The sequence below is a fragment of the Cupriavidus sp. PET2-C1 genome (genome assembly GCF_054515855.1).
On the sequence record NZ_CM137260.1, the window covers coordinates 272,466 to 290,143 of the forward strand.

The 17,678-nt window shown below is 66.6% G+C and carries 10 protein-coding genes; 1 reads left to right on the forward strand and 9 read right to left on the reverse strand.

Annotation, left to right across the window (positions count from 1 at the left end):
• Nucleotides 1–63: 63 nt before the first annotated feature.
• The 9 genes from phaC to aspA form a co-directional block, all read right to left on the reverse strand.
• A complete protein-coding gene (gene phaC / locus ACX12D_RS21225; RefSeq protein ID WP_459375487.1) occupies nucleotides 64–1,755 on the reverse strand; it encodes a class I poly(R)-hydroxyalkanoic acid synthase in 1,692 nt (563 codons plus the stop codon).
• Nucleotides 1,756–1,820: 65 nt separating this feature from the next.
• Nucleotides 1,821–3,179: an NAD(P)/FAD-dependent oxidoreductase gene (locus tag ACX12D_RS21230; protein ID WP_459375488.1), complete on the reverse strand. Its 1,359-nt coding sequence runs from the start codon at nucleotides 3,177–3,179 to the stop codon at nucleotides 1,821–1,823.
• Between the two features lie 13 nt (nucleotides 3,180–3,192).
• The gene (locus ACX12D_RS21235) at nucleotides 3,193–4,545 is read right to left on the reverse strand and encodes a dicarboxylate/amino acid:cation symporter (protein WP_459375489.1); all 1,353 of its coding nucleotides are present in this window, start codon (nucleotides 4,543–4,545) and stop codon (nucleotides 3,193–3,195) included.
• A 52-nt stretch (nucleotides 4,546–4,597) separates the two neighbouring features.
• Nucleotides 4,598–6,892, reverse strand: coding sequence for an NADP-dependent malic enzyme (locus tag ACX12D_RS21240; protein WP_459375490.1), 2,295 nt, complete (start codon nucleotides 6,890–6,892; stop codon nucleotides 4,598–4,600).
• 126 nt (nucleotides 6,893–7,018) lie between these two features.
• A complete protein-coding gene (gene lpdA, locus ACX12D_RS21245) occupies nucleotides 7,019–8,788 on the reverse strand; it encodes a dihydrolipoyl dehydrogenase (protein ID WP_459375491.1) in 1,770 nt (589 codons plus the stop codon).
• A 13-nt stretch (nucleotides 8,789–8,801) separates the two neighbouring features.
• The gene (aceF, locus tag ACX12D_RS21250; protein WP_459375492.1) at nucleotides 8,802–10,427 is read right to left on the reverse strand and encodes a dihydrolipoyllysine-residue acetyltransferase; all 1,626 of its coding nucleotides are present in this window, start codon (nucleotides 10,425–10,427) and stop codon (nucleotides 8,802–8,804) included.
• A gap of 20 nt (nucleotides 10,428–10,447) precedes the next feature.
• Nucleotides 10,448–13,141, reverse strand: a complete 2,694-nt coding sequence (aceE, locus tag ACX12D_RS21255) for a pyruvate dehydrogenase (acetyl-transferring), homodimeric type (RefSeq protein ID WP_459375493.1) — start codon at nucleotides 13,139–13,141, stop codon at nucleotides 10,448–10,450.
• Nucleotides 13,142–13,329: 188 nt separating this feature from the next.
• The gene (locus ACX12D_RS21260; protein WP_459375494.1) at nucleotides 13,330–14,670 is read right to left on the reverse strand and encodes a dicarboxylate/amino acid:cation symporter; all 1,341 of its coding nucleotides are present in this window, start codon (nucleotides 14,668–14,670) and stop codon (nucleotides 13,330–13,332) included.
• A 110-nt stretch (nucleotides 14,671–14,780) separates the two neighbouring features.
• Nucleotides 14,781–16,208 carry an aspartate ammonia-lyase gene (gene aspA, locus ACX12D_RS21265; RefSeq protein ID WP_459375495.1) on the reverse strand — a complete coding sequence of 476 codons (1,428 nt, stop codon included), beginning with the start codon at nucleotides 16,206–16,208 and terminating at the stop codon, nucleotides 14,781–14,783.
• 340 nt (nucleotides 16,209–16,548) lie between these two features.
• Between aspA and ACX12D_RS21270 the strand changes: the two genes are divergently transcribed.
• Nucleotides 16,549–17,670, forward strand: a complete 1,122-nt coding sequence (locus tag ACX12D_RS21270; RefSeq protein WP_459375496.1) for an asparaginase — start codon at nucleotides 16,549–16,551, stop codon at nucleotides 17,668–17,670.
• The last annotated feature ends 8 nt before the right edge of the window (nucleotides 17,671–17,678 follow it).

The following is a 17,678-nucleotide window of genomic DNA, read 5'->3' on the forward strand; positions in this document are numbered from 1 at the left end:
CCTGGGTGAATCTTGGGGGTAGGGTGGATAAGCGGATTGACGGGGCGGCTGGCTGGTTGGTAGCTAGCTGGCCTTCGCCTTGACGTAGCGCCCGGGTGCGGGCTCGATCACGGGGTAAGCGGCGTTGCCGGGCGACCGGCGCGCAGCGGTGCGCGCGCCGGCGTGTTGCGCCAGCCAGCGGGTCCAGGCCGGCCACCAGCTGCCTTCGGTGCGCTTGGCGCCGTCGAGCCAGCGTTGCGGATCGCCCTGGAGCGGCCCGGTCCAGTGGTGGCGTTTGCCTTTGGCCGGCGGGTTGATCACGCCGGCGATGTGGCCGCTGGCGCCCAGCACAAAGGTCGTGGGCCCGCCCAGCAGGCGCGTGGTGGCATAGGCGCTGCCCCATGGCACGATATGGTCGTCATGGGAGGCATAGAGAAAGGCAGGCACCTGGACCCGGGCAAAGTCCACCGGCTCGCCGCACTGCACCGTGCCGCCGGGTACCCGCATGCGGTTCTCCAGGTAGGCGTTGCGCAGGTACCAGCAGTACATCGGCCCGGGCAGGTTGGTGTCGTCGCAGTTCCAGGACAGCAGGTCGAACGCGGGCGGCGCGCTCCCCTTCAGGTAGCTGTTGACGGCATAGGGCCAGATCAGGTCGTTGGCGCGCAGCGCCGCGAACACATGGGCCAGCTCGCGGCCGCGCAGCAGCCCGCCGCGGCCGATCGTGGCCTCGCGCATGGCGACCATGGCTTCATTGACCAGCAGCCCGATCTCGCCCGTGTCGTGGAAATCCAGCATCGTGGTGAGCAGCGTGACGCTGGCAACCTTGTCCTCGCCGCGCGCGGCAGCCACGGCCAGCGCGCAGGCCAGCAGCGTGCCGCCCACGCAGAAGCCCAGCGTGTTGACGCGATCGGCGCCGGTGATGTCCTGCGCCACGTCGATGGCGCGCAGCACGCCCTGTTCGAGATAGTTGTCCCAGGTCAGGTGCCCCTGCGCTTGCGCCACGTTGCGCCAGGACACCAGGAAGACCGTATGTCCTTGCGCCACCGCATGGGCGACGAAAGAGTTCTCGGGCTGCAGGTCGAGGATGTAGAACTTGTTGATGCAGGGCGGCACGATCAACAACGGGCGCTGATGGACCTTGCCCGCGCCCGGCGCGTACTGGATGAGCTGTATCAGCTCGTTCTCATAGACCACGTCGCCTGGCGTGGTGGCCACGTTGCGGCCAACCTCGAAGCGCTGCTCATCGGTCATGGAGACGCGTCCCTTGGCCAGGTCCTGCAGGAACAGGCGCATGCCTTCCACCAGGCTGGCACCGCCGGAGTCCACCGCCAGCTGCAGCGCCTCGGGGTTGGTGGCCAGGCAGTTGGCCGGGCTGAGCGCATCCAGCACCTGGCGCAGCGCAAACTGCCACTGACCCTTGGTCTGCGCATCGGCCGGCGCTTGCTCGATCGCGCCTTGCAGCAGCGTGGCGTAGCTCTGGTAGTGGCGCACCGCCAGCGCGAAGCGCGGGTCATCGCGCCAGGCCTGTGCGGCAAAGCGCCGGTCCGCAGTGCCGGCAGGCTCGCCCGCCGGCCAGAGCGCGCTCATTTGCCTGAGGGCCTGTTCCGGCCAGGCGGCAAGCGCGCGTGCTGCCGCCAGCATGGAAACCGGTGCGGGCGTGGCGTCGGCGTCCTGCGGTGCCTGGCCGGGAGCGGCGCCGAACGCGCGCAGCATGGTCTGTTGCGTGCTGAAGAGCTCGGCAATCCAGCGGGAGGGGTCGGGCGTGGGCGTGGTCATGGGGTCCGGAAGAGTGCGGTTGCTTGTGCGTGTGCGCGTGCGTGTGCGGGACAGCGGCACCGGGTTCAGTGCAGCTTCACATGCGGCTCGGTGCGCCGGACGATGGAGCGTGCCAGCGTGTCCAGCGCCACCTTGGCAAAGCCGTGCAAGGCCAGTTCGTGCATCTTGTAGAGCGACAGGTACATCATCCGGGCGAACAGTCCCTCCACCATCAGGCTGCCGCCGATCAGGCCGCCCATCATGTTGCCCACGGTACTGAACTCGCCCAGCGACACCAGCGAGCCGAAATCGCGGTAGCGGTAATCGGCCAGCGGCTTGCCCGCCATGCGGGCGCGGACCTGCCTGACCATGTGGGAGGCCTGCTGGTGCGCGGCCTGGGCGCGCGGCGGCACGAACCCGCCCTTGCCCTGGTTGGCCTCGGGCCACGCGCACGCCGCGCAATCGCCGATCGCGAAGATGTTCTCGTCGCGGCTGGTCTGCAGCGTGGGGTGCACGACCAGCTGGTTGATCCGGTTGGTCTCAAGGCCCGCCAGGTCCTTGAGAAAATCGGGCGCTTTCACGCCCGCCGCCCATACCACCAGCTCCGCCGGCAGCAGGCGGCCATCGCCCAGCAGCACGCCGCCGGGCAGCACCTCGGCCACCTTGGCGTCGGTGAGCACTTCCACGCCCAGCTTGCGCAGCAGGCCCTCGGTGGCGCTTGAGAGGCGCGGCGGCAGCGCCGGCAGCACGCGCGGCGCGGCTTCGATCAGCGTGACGCGGATGTCCTTGTCGGCGTCGACCCGGTCCAGGCCGAAGGCCACTACCTCGCGGGTGGTGCGGTGCAGCTCGGCCGCCAGTTCCACCCCGGTCGCGCCGGCGCCGATGATGGCAACGTGCAGCTGCTGGGCCAGCAGGGGCGCGGTCTGCGCATGCGCGCGGATGCAGGCATTGACCATGCGCGAGTGAAAGCGCAGCGCGTCCGCGGCGGACTCCAGCCGCATGGCGTGCTCGTAGACGCCAGGGGTGCCGAAGTCATTGCTCTGGCTGCCCACCGCGATGACCAGGGTGTCGTAGCCAAAGGTGCGCGGCGGCGTGATCTGCGTGCCTTCGTCGTCGACATAAGGCGCCACCAGCACCTCACGGCGCTCCCGGTCCAGGCCCACCATCTCGCCGACGCGGTAGCGGAAGTGGTGCCAGTGCGATTGCGCCAGATAGCCCACCTCATGGGCGCTCATGTCCATGCTGCCGGCGGCGATCTCGTGCAGCTTGGGCTTCCACACGTGGGTGCGGGTCTTCTCGATCAGGGTGACTTCGGCTTGCCGGCGCCGGCCAAGGGTGTTGCCCAGCCGGGTGGCCAGCTCAAGGCCGCCGGCGCCGCCGCCGACGATGACGATGCGGTGCGGTGCCTTGACGCTGGCGTCGGGACGGTAGGTGGAAGGTTTCATCGCGGCCTGCCGGTCACCGGGTCAGCGTGGTGCCGGAGGCCGGCATGCGCGCCACCATCGGATCGAGCACGGCCTCCGGTTCGTCGGCCTCGGCGTCCGATTCGTTGTCCAGCCGGCGGTGCATGCGCGCCACGTCCAGGTCGCCGGTCCATTTCGCCACCACCACCGTGGCCACGCCGTTGCCGATCAGGTTGGTCAGCGCGCGCGCCTCCGACATGAAGCGGTCGATGCCCAGGATCAGGGCCAGGCCCGCCACCGGCACATGGCCCACCGCCGACAGCGTGGCCGCCAGCACGATGAAGCCGCTGCCGGTGACCCCGGCCGCGCCCTTGGAGGTGAGCAGCAGCACCGCCAGCAGCGTGAGCTGCTGCGTCAGGCTCATGTCGGTGTTGGTGGCCTGGGCGATAAACACGGCCGCCATGGTCAGGTAGATGGACGTGCCATCCAGGTTGAACGAGTAGCCGGTGGGGATCACCAGCCCCACGACGGACTTGCGCGCGCCCAGGTTCTCCAGCTTGGCCATCATCCGCGGCAGCACCGATTCGGACGACGACGTGCCCAGCACGATCAGCAGTTCCTCCTTGATGTACTTGATGAACTTCCAGATCGAGAACCCATGCGCGCGCGCGATGCCGCCAAGCACGACAAAGATGAAGAACAGGCAGGTCGCATAGAACGTCGCCATCAGCTGGCCAAGCTGCAGCAGCGAGCCCACGCCGTATTTCCCGATGGTGAACGCCATGGCCCCGAACGCGCCGATGGGAGCCACCTTCATGATGTAGCCCACGATGGTGAACAGCACATGCGAGAACTTCTCGATGAAGTCAAACACCAGCGTGCCGCGCCCGCCGAACTTATGCAGCGCGAAACCAAACATCACGGCAAACAGCAGCACCTGCAGGATCTCCCCCTTGGCGAACGCGTCCACCACGGTATTGGGGATCACATGCAGCAGGAAATCCACCGTGCCCTGCATCTTGCCGGGCTCGGTATAGGCGGCGATGCTCTTGGTGTCGAGCGTGCTCACGTCGACGTTCATGCCCACCCCGGGCTTGACGATGTTGATGATCACGAGGCCCACCACCAGCGCAATGGCGCTCACCACCTCGAAGTACAGCAGCGCCAGCCCGCCGGTCTTGCCGACCTTCTTCATGTCCTCCATGCCGGCGATGCCGACCACCACCGTGCAGAAGATGATCGGCGCGATGATCATCTTGATCAGCTTGATGAAGCCATCGCCCAATGGCTTCATCGCCTCGCCAGCCTGCGGATAGAAGTGGCCGAGGATCACACCGATGACGATCGCGGTGATGACCTGGAAGTACAGGGATCGGTACAACGGCTTGGGGTGATTGTCATTGTCCATGGGTGTCTCCTCCTTGGGGTTGCGTGGGCGCCGGCGTCGTCGGGGGGGCAGGTCAGTCGATTGCCCAGGCCGTCGCGCGCTGCGCGCTGGCGTCGACCGTTGCCACGGCGCTCATGTTGACGATGCGGCGTACCGTCGATGAAGACGTCAGGATGTGCACCGGGCGCGCTGCGCCGAGCAGGATGCCGCCCACCGTGATGCCGCCGCCCGCGGCGATGCGCATCAGGTTGTACGAGATGTTGGCGGCATCCACGTTGGGCATGACCAGCAGGTTGGCTTCGGTGGGCAGGCAGGATTCGGGGAACTCGTGTTCCAGGATGGGCTTGGACAGCGCCGCATCGCCGCGCATCTCGCCTTCGACGGCCAGCGACGGCTCGCGCGCTTTCACCAGCGCCAGCGCTTCGCGCATCTTCACCGCCGCCGGCGCGGTGGAGCCGCCGAAGTTGGAGTGGGAAAGCAGGGCCACGCTAGGCGTGATGCCGAAACGCCGGACCGCCTCGGCCGCCAGCAGCGTAATGTCGGCGATCTGCTGCGCCGTCGGGTCGAGGTTGACATGGGTGTCGCAGATAAACAGCTGGCGCCCCGGCAGCATCAGCATCTGCATGACGGCGAGCGTCTCGCTGCCGGGCTTGAGGCCGATGGTGTCTCGCACGTAGCCAAGGTGGTCCTGGAAGCGGCCCACGGTGCCGCACAGCATGGCATCGGCCCGGCCCTGGCGCACCAGCATGGCGCCCAGCAGCGTACCGCGGCTGCGCACCTCCGCCTGTGCCAGCGCCCGCGAGACGCCGTCGCGGCAACTCAGCTGGTAGTACGCCTCGGCCGCGTCGCGGTAGACGGCGGGGTCCAGTGGATCCACACACTCGCAATCCACGCCGGGCTGCAGGCGCAGGCCGAATTGCGCAATGCGCTGGACGATGGCATCGGGGCGGCCGACAAGCAACGGGCGTGCGATGCCCTCATCGATCACCACCTGGGCGGCGCGCAGCACGCGCTCGTCCTCGCCCTCCGCGTAGATCACCCGCTTGGGCGCGCGTTTGGCGGCGGCAAACACCGGCCCCATGGCGCTGCGCGACTGGTAGACGAACTGGCCAAGGCGCTGGCGATACGCCTCCATGTCGGCGATCGGGCGCGTTGCCACGCCGCTGTCCATCGCGGCCTTGGCCACGGCGGGCGCCACCGCTTCGATCAGGCGCGGGTCGAACGGCTTGGGAATCAGGTATTCGGCGCCGAAGCGCAGGCCCGCCGCGCCGTACGCCTGGGCCACCACTTCGGGGATTTCCGCATGCGCCAGCTCGGCGATGGCGCGCACGGCGGCCAGCTTCATCTCCTCGTTGATGGTGGTGGCGCCAACGTCTAGCGCACCGCGGAAGATGAACGGAAAACACAGCACGTTGTTGACCTGGTTCGGATAGTCCGAGCGGCCGGTGCCCAGGATGGCATCGGGGCGCACCGCCAGCGCGGCCTCCGGCGCAATCTCCGGCGTAGGGTTGGCCATGGCCAGGATGATCGGGTCGCGCGCCATGACCTTGACCATGTCCGGCTTGAGCACGCCGCCGGCCGACAGCCCCAGGAAGATGTCCGCGCCGCCGATGATGTCGGCCAGTGTGCGCGCGGACGTGTCCTGCGCATAGCGCGCCTTGTTGGGGTCCATCGCCTCCTTGCGGCCCCGATAGACCACGCCGTTGCTGTCGGAGACGAACACGTTGCCGATCGGCAGGCCCAGGTTGACGATCAGGTCCAGGCAGGCCAGTGCCGCGGCGCCGGCGCCGGATGCCACCAGCTTGACCTCGGCGATATCCTTGCCAACGTGCTTGAGCGCATTCAGGATGGCCGCGGCGGCCACGATGGCGGTGCCGTGCTGGTCGTCGTGAAAGACCGGGATCTTCATGCGCTCGCGCAGCTTCTTCTCGATGTAGAAGCACTCGGGCGCCTTGATGTCTTCCAGGTTGATGCCGCCAAAGGTCGGTTCCATGCGGGCGATGGTGTCGATCAGCGCATCCGGGTCGTCCTCCGCCAGTTCGATGTCGAACACATCGATGCCCGCGAACTTCTTGAACAGGCAGCCCTTGCCCTCCATCACCGGCTTGCCCGCCAGCGGCCCGATATCGCCCAGGCCCAGCACCGCGGTGCCATTGGTAATCACGGCGACCAGGTTGGCGCGCGACGTGAGGTTCATGGCCTCGGCCGGATCGCGCACGATCTCCATGCAGGCGTCGGCCACGCCCGGCGAGTAGGCGAGGGCGAGGTCGCGCTGCGTGGCCATTGCCTTGGTCGGCGTCACGGAGATCTTGCCGGGCGTGGGGTAACGGTGGTAGTCGAGTGCGGCTTCGCGAAGGTTTTCGGTCATGGTTGTCTCTGTGGCTCGGTCGGGGCGCCAGATCGGCGATAGACGGTCTTGTGATCTCTTGGGCGTGGCGCACGGCGACAATGCCGCGCCGTGCGCCGCTCGCTTATTGCGTCTTCTTATTTCTTCTTATTTCTTCTTCACAGGCGGCAAATCGGTGCAATGCCCCTCAAACACCTCGGCCGCCATCCCGATCGATTCGCCCAGCGTCGGGTGCGGATGGATGGTCTTGCCGATATCCGCGGGCTCGCAGCCCATCTCCACGGCCAGGCAGATCTCGCTGATCAGGTCGCCGGCATGCGTGCCGACGATGCCGCCGCCGATCACGCGATGGGTGGCTTCGTCGACGAGCAGCTTGGTGAAGCCTTCGTCGCGGCCGTTGGCGATGGCGCGGCCCGAAGCAGCCCACGGGAACACCGCCTTGCCGAACTTGATGCCCTCGGCCTTGCACTGGTCTTCGGTCTTGCCGGCCCAGGCCACCTCGGGATCGGTGTAGGCAACCGACGGGATCTGCCGCGCGTCGAAGAAGGCGGGCTCGCCGTGCGCGGCCTCGGCGGCCACATGCGCTTCATGTACCGCTTTGTGCGCCAGCATCGGCTGGCCAACAATGTCGCCGATAGCATGGATATGCGCGACGTTGGTCCGCATCTGCTTGTCGACCTCGATGAAGCCGCGCTCGGTGACGGCCACGCCGGCCTTATCCGCGCCGATGGCACGGCCATTCGGGCTGCGGCCCACCGCCACCAGCACCAGGTCATAGACCTGCGGCGCCGGTGCCTCCTTGCCCTCGAAGCTCACTTCGATGCCGGCCGCGGTGGCCTTGGCCCCCACCGTCTTGGTCTTCAGCATGACGTGGTTGAAGCGGTGCGCGTTCTTCTTTTCCCAGACCTTGACCAGGTCGCGGTCCGCGCCCTGCATCAGGCCATCCAGCATCTCCACCACGTCGATGCGCGTGCCCAGCGTGGAGTAGACCGTGGCCATCTCCAGCCCGATGATGCCGCCGCCCACCACCAGCATGCGCTTGGGGATGGACTTGAGCAGCAGCGCGCCGGTGGAGTCGACCACGCGCTCGTCGTCGGGCATGAAGGGCAGCTTCACCGCCTGGCTGCCCGCCGCGATGATGGCCTTGGCGAACTTGATCACGCGCTTGCCGCCATCGGCCGCCACCACTTCCATGTGATACGGATCGAGGAAGCTGCCGACGCCGGTCACCACCTCGACCTTGCGCGCCTTGGCCATGCCGGCCAGGCCGCCGGTCAGCTTCTTGATGACGCTGTCCTTGAAGCCGCGCAGCTTGTCCAGGTCGATCTCGGGCGCGCCGTAGCGGATGCCGTGGTCCGGCAGGGTCGCCACTTCATCCATGACCGATGCGGTGTGCAGCAGCGCCTTGGAGGGGATGCAGCCCACGTTGAGGCAGACACCGCCAAGCGTGTCGTAGCGCTCCACCAGGACGGTCTTCATGCCCAGGTCGGCGCTGCGGAACGCGGCGGAATAGCCCCCCGGGCCGGCGCCCAGCACCAGCATTTCGCATTCCATGTCCGCCTTGCCGGTGTAGCTGGCAGCGTTGGCGACGGGCACGGCGGCCGGCCCTGGCTTGGGCGGCGCCGATGAGGCCCCCGGCGCCGGCGCGCCGGGCGCGGCAACGGTTGCGGCGGCCTCGGCAGCCTCCAGCACCAGGATCACCGATCCCTCGCTCACCTTGTCGTTGACCTTGACGGCGATCTCCTTGACCACGCCGGCGTGGGTGGATGGGATCTCCATCGAGGCCTTGTCGGACTCGACCGCGATCAGGCTGGTATCCACGGCGATGGTCTCGCCGGGCTTGACCATGACCTCGATCACCGTGACATCCTTGAAATCGCCGATATCCGGCACTTTGACTTCGACACGTTGGGTCATTGCAGCGCGCCCCTCAGAACAGCACACGCCGCAGATCGGCGAGCAGGTTGGCAAAATGGACATTGAAGCGGGCAGCCGCGGCGCCGTCGATGACACGGTGGTCCCATGACAGCGACAGCGGCAGCGTCAGGCGCGAAGCCCAGTTCTTGCCGTCGCTGGAGTGCTGCTTCCAGAAGCTCTTGCACACGCCCATGATTGCGACCTCGGGGGCGTTGATGATGGGGGTGAAGTTGATGCCGCCAATGCCGCCGAGCGAGCTGATGGTGAATGTGCCGCCCGACATCTGGTCGGGCTTGAGCTTGCCCTCGCGCGCCAGCTTGGCCAGCTCGCCCATCTCCCGCGCGATATCGGGGATGCTCTTCTTGTCGACGTCGCGGATCACCGGCACCATCAGGCCGTTGGGCGTGTCGGCCGCAAAGCCGATGTGGTAGTACTGCTTGAGCACCAGGGTGTCGCCGTCCAGGCTCGCGTTGAACTCGGGGAATGCCTTGAGCGTGGCCACGGCCGCCTTCATCATGAAGGGCAGCATGCTGATCTTGACGCCGCTCTTCTCCAGCTCCTTGTTCATCTGCACGCGGAACGGCTCGAGGTCGGTGATATCGGCTTCGTCGTGCGTGGTGACGTGCGGGATCACCACCCAGTTGCGGTGCAGGTTGGCGCCCGAGATCTTCTTGATGCGGCTCAGTTCCTTGCGCTCGACCGGGCCGAACTTGGCGAAGTCGACCTTGGGCCACGGCAGCAGGTCCAGGCCGGCGCCGCCAGCCGCTGGCGCGGCGGCGGGCCTGGCGGCGGGCGCCACGGCGCCGCCCGGGCGGGCGAAGCCCTCTACGTCGGCGCGCAGGATGCGGCCGTGCTCGCCGCTGCCGCGCACCTTGCCCAGGTCCACGCCGGTCTCCCGGGCGAGCTTGCGTACTGCCGGGCTGGCATAGGCAAGGGCAAAAGCGGTTTCGTCAACGCCACCGGATGCGGCGGTGGCGGCGGGTGCGGCAGGGGCAGGGGCAGGGGCAGCAAGCGCGGCTGCCACGGCGGGCGCGGCGGCTGGCGCCGGCACCGCCGTCGTCGCTGTCGCCGCCGGCGCATCGCCGGTGGCCAGCGCCATGATGACGCTGCCTTCGCTGACAGTGTCTCCCACCTTGACGCGGATCTCCCGCACCACGCCGCCCAGCGGGGCCGGCACGTCCATGGTGGCCTTGTCGGACTCCAGCGACAGCAGCGGGTCCTCCGCCTTCACGGTATCACCGACCTTGACGAAGATCTCGATCACGGGGATGTCCTTGAAGTCGCCGATGTCGGGAATGCGCACTTCGGCCAGTCCGGCGGGCGCGCTGACCGGGGAGGGCGGCGCGCTCACGCTGGGCTTGGCGGCTTGCGCCGGCGCGGCGGCGGCAGTGCCGGCCCCAGCGCCTTCGAACTGCATCAGCACGCTGCCTTCGCTGACGGCATCTCCCAGCTTGACGTGGATCTGCTTGACCACGCCGCCGTGCGGCGCGGGCACTTCCATGGTGGCCTTGTCCGACTCCAGCGAGACGAGCGGGTCCTCCGCCTTGACGAGGTCTCCCACCTTGACGAACAGCTCGATCACCGGCACGTCCTTGAAGTCCCCGATGTCGGGCACCTTGATTTCAATGGCTTGGTTCATTGTCTTTATTCCTTCGCCTGTCAGACCGTCCACGGCGCTGCGCGCTCGCTATCCACCCCATATCTGGCAATGGCCTCGGCTACCACCGCGGGCTTGATCGCGCCGTCATCGCACAGCGCCTTGAGCGCGGCCACGGCCACGTGGTAGCGGTCCACCTCGAAGAAGCTGCGCAGCTTGGCGCGGTAGTCGCTGCGGCCAAAGCCATCGGTACCAAGCACCACGTAGCGGCGCCCGGCGGCGTGCACGTATTCGCGCACCTGGTCGGCGTAATTGCGCATGTAGTCGGTGGCGGCGATCACCGGGCCGTCATGGCCATCCAGGCTCGCCTCGACCCAGCTCTTGCGGCGCGGCTCGGTGGGATGCAGCAGGTTCCAGCGCTCCGTGGCCATGCCGTCGCGGCGCAGCTCGTTGTAGCTGGGGGCGCTCCAGATGTCGGCGGTGACGTTGAAGTCCGCCTTCAGCAGCTCGGCCGCCGCGATCACCTCGCGCAGGATGGTGCCGCTGCCCATCAGCTGCACGCGCAGCCCGCCCTTGCCGGCCTTGCCACCGTCCTTGAGCAGGTACAGGCCCTTGAGAATGCCTTCCTCGGTGCTGGCGCCGGCGCTCGCTTCGGCCAGCCCCGGGTGCGTGTAGTTCTCGTTCATCAGGGTGATGTAGTAGTACACATCCTCCTGCTGCTCGTACATGCGGCGCATGCCCTCGCGCACGATGGTCACCACTTCATAGGCGAAGGTGGGGTCGTAGGAGACACAGTTCGGGATGGTGCCGGCGATGATGTGGCTATGGCCGTCCTCGTGCTGCAAGCCTTCCCCGTTGAGCGTGGTGCGCCCGGCGGTGCCGCCCAGCAGGAAACCGCGCGCGCGGATATCGCCCGCCAGCCACGCCAGGTCGCCCACCCGCTGCAGCCCGAACATCGAGTAGTAGATATAGAAGGGGATCATCGGCACGTTGCTCGTGCTGTACGAGGTCGCGGCCACAATCCAGCTGGACATCGCGCCGCCCTCGTTGATCCCTTCCTGCAGCACCTGGCCGTCCTTGGACTCGCGGTAGTACATCAGCTGGTCGGCATCCTGCGGCTTGTAGAGCTGGCCGACCGACGAATAGATGCCCAGCTGGCGGAACATGCCTTCCATGCCGAAGGTGCGCGATTCGTCGGGCACGATGGGCACCACGTGCTTGCCAATGGCCTTGTCCCTGACCAGCGTGCCCAGCATCTGCACGAAGGCCATGGTGGTGGAGATCTCGCGCTCGCCGGTGCTGTCCAGCAGGCGCTGGAAGTTGGACAGCGGCGGGATCTCCAGCGAGGTGGACTTGCTGCGGCGTGCCGGCAGGTAGCCGCCCAGCGCCGCGCGCCGGGCGCGCAGGTACTGCATCTCCGGGCTGTCCTCGGCCGGCTTGATAAAGGGCACGTCGGCCAGTTGCTCGTCGCTGACCGGAATCTGGAAGCGGTCGCGGAAGCCGCGCAGGGCGTCCTGCGTCATCTTCTTGGCCTGGTGGGCAATCATCTGGCCTTCGCCGGATTCGCCCATGCCATAGCCCTTGACCGTCTTGGCCAGGATCAGCGTCGGCTCGCCGGTGTGCTTCACGGCCGCCGCGTAGGCGGCAAACACCTTCTCGGGATCGTGGCCGCCGCGCGTGAGGCCCCAGATTTCCTCGTCGCTCATGTCGGCGACCAGCGCCTTGAGTTCCTCGTACTTGCCAAAGAAGTGCTCGCGTACGTAGGCGCCGCTCTTGCTCTTGAAATCCTGGTACTCGCCGTCGACGCATTCCTCCATGCGCTTTAGCAGCAGGCCGCTCTTGTCCTTGGCCAGCAGCTTGTCCCAGCCGCCGCCCCAGACCACCTTGATCACGTTCCAGCCGGCGCCGCGGAATACCGATTCCAGTTCCTGGATGATCTTGCCGTTGCCGCGCACCGGGCCGTCCAGCCGCTGCAGGTTGCAGTTGATGACGAAGATCAGGTTGTCCAGCCGCTCGCGGCCGGCCAGCGAGATCGCGCCCAGCGATTCGGGCTCGTCCATCTCGCCGTCGCCCATGAAGGCCCACACCTTGCGCGCCGCGGTGTCCGCCAGGCCGCGGCCTTGCAGGTACTTGAGGAAGCGCGCCTGGTAGATCGACATCAGCGGCCCCAGGCCCATCGACACGGTGGGGAACTGCCAGAAGTCCGGCATCAGCCAGGGGTGCGGGTAGGAGGACAGCCCGGTGCCCCCGGTCTCTTGCCGGTAGCCCAGCAACTGCTGCTCGGTGAGCCGCCCTTCGACAAAGGCGCGGGCATAGATGCCCGGCGCGCTGTGGCCCTGGATGTAGAGCAGATCGCCGCCGTGGGTGTCGGTGGGCGCGTGCCAGAAGTGGCCAAAGCCGATGTCGTAGAGCGTGGCCGCGGACTGGAAGCTGGCGATGTGGCCACCCAGCTCCGACGATTCCTTGTTGGCGCGCAGGATGATCGCCATGGCGTTCCAGCGGATGATCGAGCGCAGGCGATGCTCGATGGCGCGGTCGCCGCCCGATTGCGCTTCGTCCTTGGGGGAGATGGTGTTGCGGTAGCCCGTGGTCAGGGAGCGCGGCACATAGAGGCCATCGCGCCGCGCCTCGTCCACCAGCGTATTGACCAGCTGGTTAGCGCGCTCGGCTCCGCGGTGTTGGGTCACCGCTTGCAAGGACTCCAGCCATTCCGCGGTCTCGATAGGATCGAGATCGCCCGCTTCTCGTGCGCTCATAGTGTCTCCACGTGTTCTGTTTTGGTTGTGTCGGGTGCTGCAGTGGCAGAGCTATTCAGCAAGAGATGTGCCACTGCAGGCGCGGTTGCGCGGGTTACGCAAGTGATTGATTGGAAAGGAATCCCGCCGTGGCTGGCCGGCTGCCCGGTCGGGAATCCATATTCAGGCGGGGTGATCGTTATGAGATTTCATGCGGGGGTGTCAGGGAATACCCGCGCCTGGCCGGCGCGGGGTTGTTGCGACGGCGCTTGCGCAATGTCCTCGGCCTCCAGGGCCCCCACGGCATCCGGGTCCTGCGTGGCGCCAAGCTCGCCTTCCCATTTGGCAACGACGGCCGTGGCGATGCTGTTGCCGATGACGTTGGTGGCGGTGCGGCCCATGTCGAGGAACTGGTCGATGCCCAGGATCAGCAGCAGGCCGGCTTCCGGCAGGTTGAACATCGGCAGGGTCGCCGCCACCACCACGATGGAGGCGCGGGGCACGCCGGCGATGCCCTTGCTGGTGACCATCAGCACCAGCAGCATGGTGATCTGCTGGGTCAGGCTCATCTCGATGTTGTAGGCCTGGGCGATGAACAGCGCGGCAAATGCCTGGTACATCATCGAGCCGTCGAGGTTGAACGAGTAGCCCAGCGGCAGCACGAAGCCGGTGACCTTGTTGGGCACCCCGAACTTCTCCATCTGCTCCATGGTCTTGGGGTAGGCCGCCTCGCTGCTGGCGGTGGAGAACGCCAGGATCGTCGGCTCGCGGATCAGCTTGAGCAGCGTGAACACGCGCCCACCCAGGAACAGGTAGCCCGCCGCGGTCAGCACCAGCCACAGCACCAGCAAGCCCAGGTAGAAGCCGCCGATGAACTTGCCGTAGGTAAACAGCACGCCAATGCCCTGCACCGTGATGGCGGCGGCTACGGCGGCAAACACGCCGAGCGGCGCGAAGCGCATCACAAAGTCGGTGACGCGCAGCATGATCGCCACCAGTTCCTCGATCGACGCCACCAGGTGATGGCCCACCTTGCCCTTGAACGACGCAATGGCAAAGCCAAAGAACAGCGAGAACACCAGGATCTGCAGGATCTCGTTCTGCGCCATCGCCTCGAACACGCTCTTGGGGAAGACGTGCGTGATGAAGTCCTTCAGGTTCAGCGTGGAGGTCTTGAGGTTGGTGGCCGCGCCGATTTCGGGCAGTGGCAGGTTCAGTGCATGCCCGGGCTGCAGCAGGTCCACGAAGAACATGCCGAGCAGCAGCGATATCAGCGACGCGGTGATGAACCAGCCGAGCGCCTTGATGCCGATGCGGCCCACGGCGCTGGCGTCTTTCATGCCGGCGATGCCCGCCACCAGCGTGCCGAACACCAGCGGCGCGATGATCATCTTGATCAGGCGCAGGAAGACGTCGGTGACGATCGAGAAGTAGCCGGCGATCTCCTTGGCCATTGCCGCATCGGGCACGAGGCGGTTGCAGAGAAAGCCGGTGACGACGCCCAGGACCATGGCGATCATGATCCGGGTTGTGAGCTTGTTTGCCTTCATGATGCGTTGTCTCCAGGGGTTGCGGCCAGATCCTGGTCTGACCGTCGGTATCGGGGCAGGGCGGGGCCGGTGGCGCCATGCCTGGCGCCGGACCCGCCTTGCCCCCCGGATCAGCGTGCGCGGGGCGCCAGGCTCAGCGGGGTCGGCTGCGTCAGCACTTCCGGGCGCAGGATCTGGTCCAGTTCCTCCCGGGTCAGCAAGCCCTTTTGCAGCACGATCTCGTACACGCTGCCGCCGGTGGCATGGGCCTCCTGTGCCACGGCGGTGGCATTGGCATAGCCGATGTACGGGTTCAGGGCGGTCACGATGCCGATGGAGTTCTCGACCGTGGCCCGCAGGCGCTCTTCGTTGGCGGTGATGCCGTTGACGCAGCGCTCGGCCAGCGTCAGGCAGCCGTTGCGCAGATGGCTCACGCTCTTGAACAGGCTGTGCGCGATGATCGGCTCGAAGGCATTCAACTGCAGCTGGCCGGCTTCGGCCGCGAAGCTGACCGTGATGTCGTTGCCGATGACCTCGAACGCGATCTGGTTGACCACCTCCGGAATGACCGGATTCACCTTGCCGGGCATGATGCTGGAGCCTGCCTGCATCGCCGGCAGGTTGATCTCGCCCAGCCCGGCGCGCGGGCCGCTGGAGAGCAGCCGCAGGTCGTTGCAGGTCTTGGAGAGCTTGACGGCCACGCGCTTGAGCACGCCGGAGAGCTGCACAAAGGAGCCGCAGTCCTGCGTGGCCTCGATCAGGTTCGGCGCGGTCATCAGCGGAATGCCGGTGATCTCCTTGAGCCGCTTGAGGATCAGCGGCGCGTAGTCCGGGTGCGCGGTGATGCCGGTGCCGATGGCGGTGGCGCCCATGTTGATCTCGCAGATCAGCAGGGCGGCCTCGCGCAGCCGCTCCTCGTCCTCGCCGAGCATCACGGCGTAGGTGCTGAACTCCTGGCCCAGTGTCATGGGCACGGCGTCCTGCAACTGGGTGCGGCCCATTTTCAGGACATGCCTGAACTCTTCGGCCTTGCGCTCGAAGGCGTGCCTCAGCACGCCCATGGCATCCACCAGGCCCTGGATGCCGAACCAGGTGGCGATCTTGAGGGCGGATGGGTAGACGTCGTTGGTGCTCTGGCCAATGTTGACCTGCTCGTTCGGGTGCAGGTACTGGTACTCGCCCTTGTTGTGCCCCATCAGTTCGAGCGCGCGGTTGGCGATGACCTCGTTGGCGTTCATGTTGGTCGAGGTGCCGGCGCCGCCCTGGATCACGTCGACGACGAACTGATCGTGCAGCTTGCCGCCAAGCAGTTCCGCGCAGGCGGCGACGATGGCGTCGCAGCGGGGCTCGTCGAGCAGGCCCAGTTCGTGGTTGGCCAGCGCGGCTGCCTGCTTGATGTAAGCCAGGGCCTTGATAAGCTCGGGGTAGATGGAGATGGGGGTGCCGGTGATCGGGAAGTTCTCCACCGCGCGCAGGGTGTGCACACCGTAGTAGACATCGGCCGGGACCTCGCGATCGCCCAGGAGGTCATGTTCGGTTCTAAAGGTTCCAGCGGTCATTGCATTGCTCCTCGCAAATTTACATCAGGGAGGAGTTGACTCTAGGTAATCCGCCGGCAGGTAGCGACCTTGATGCGAATTTGTCATGGCGCGGCACGAAATACTCATGCGGCACCCGCCCTATCGGCAAGGCGCCAGGAGCGGCAGGAGCGCGGCAGGCGGGGCGGCTCGCCCGACGATGATTTTTCCGCATACTTCGTCGCGAATTTTGCATCGCCATATCAGGGCTTATACGGATACGGGCGCTTTTTGGTTGCCGTATCATCGCCCGCTCATTACCTATCATCACCATTTGGCGGGCACTTACCGAGCGCCCGAAATCCAACGCATGGAGACCACCATGAAGCGTTTTGCACGTCTTAATACCCTCAGCGCCTTGCTGCTTGCCGCCAGCCTGACCACCGGCGTTGCCCATGCCCAGCTCGCTCCCTCCGCCCCTGCCGCCGGCGCGCCGACACAGGCCAGCGAAGCCCGCAAGGCCAATATCGTGATCATCGGCACCGGCGGCACCATTGCCGGCGCGGGCGCCGCCGCCACCAATACCGCCGCCTACCAGTCGGCCGTGGTGCCGGTGGACAAGATCATCGCCTCGGTGCCGGAGATCTCCAAGATCGCCAACGTCAAGGGCGAGCAGGTTTTCCAGATCGGCTCGGAGAGCTTCAACAACGAGCGCCTGCTCAAGCTTGGCAAGCGCGTCTCGGAGCTGCTCAAGCAGCCGGACGTGGACGGCATCGTGATCACCCACGGCACCGACACCATCGAGGAAACCACCTACTTCCTCAACCTCACGCTCAAGAGCGACAAGCCGGTCGTGGTGGTGGGATCGATGCGTCCGGGCACGGCGCTGGGCGCGGATGGCGCGCTTAACCTGTACGACGCGGTGCTGGTGGCGTCCAGCCCGGAGTCCAGGGGCAAGGGCACGCTGGCGGTGCTGAACGACGAGATCCACACCGGGCGCGACGTCACCAAGAGCAACACCTTCAAGATCGAGACCTTCCGCTCGCCGTTTGGCCCGCTGGGCTACGTGGTGGAAGGCCGCACGCTGTACTACCGCCTGCCGGCGCGCCCGCACACCATGCAGACCGAATGGGACATCGACAAGATCGACAAGCTGCCTGAAGTGGCCGTGGTGTACGCCTACGGCAACGTCAATCCGGCCAGCATCGATGCCGCGGTGAAGGACGGCGCCAAGGCCATCGTCTATGCCGCCACCGGCAACGGCAGCGTGGGCGACTACATGGTCGAGCCGCTCAAGGCCGCCCGCGCCAAGGGCGTGCAGATCGTGCGTGCCTCGCGCACCGGCAGCGGCGTGGTGGTCCGCAACGCCGAGCAGCCGGACGACAAGTACGACTGGCTGGTGACCGACGACCAGCTGCCGCAGAAGGCCCGCATCCTGATGGCGCTGGCACTGACCAAGACCAACGACACCAAGGAACTGCAGAAGATCTTCTGGAAGTACTAAGCGAGTAC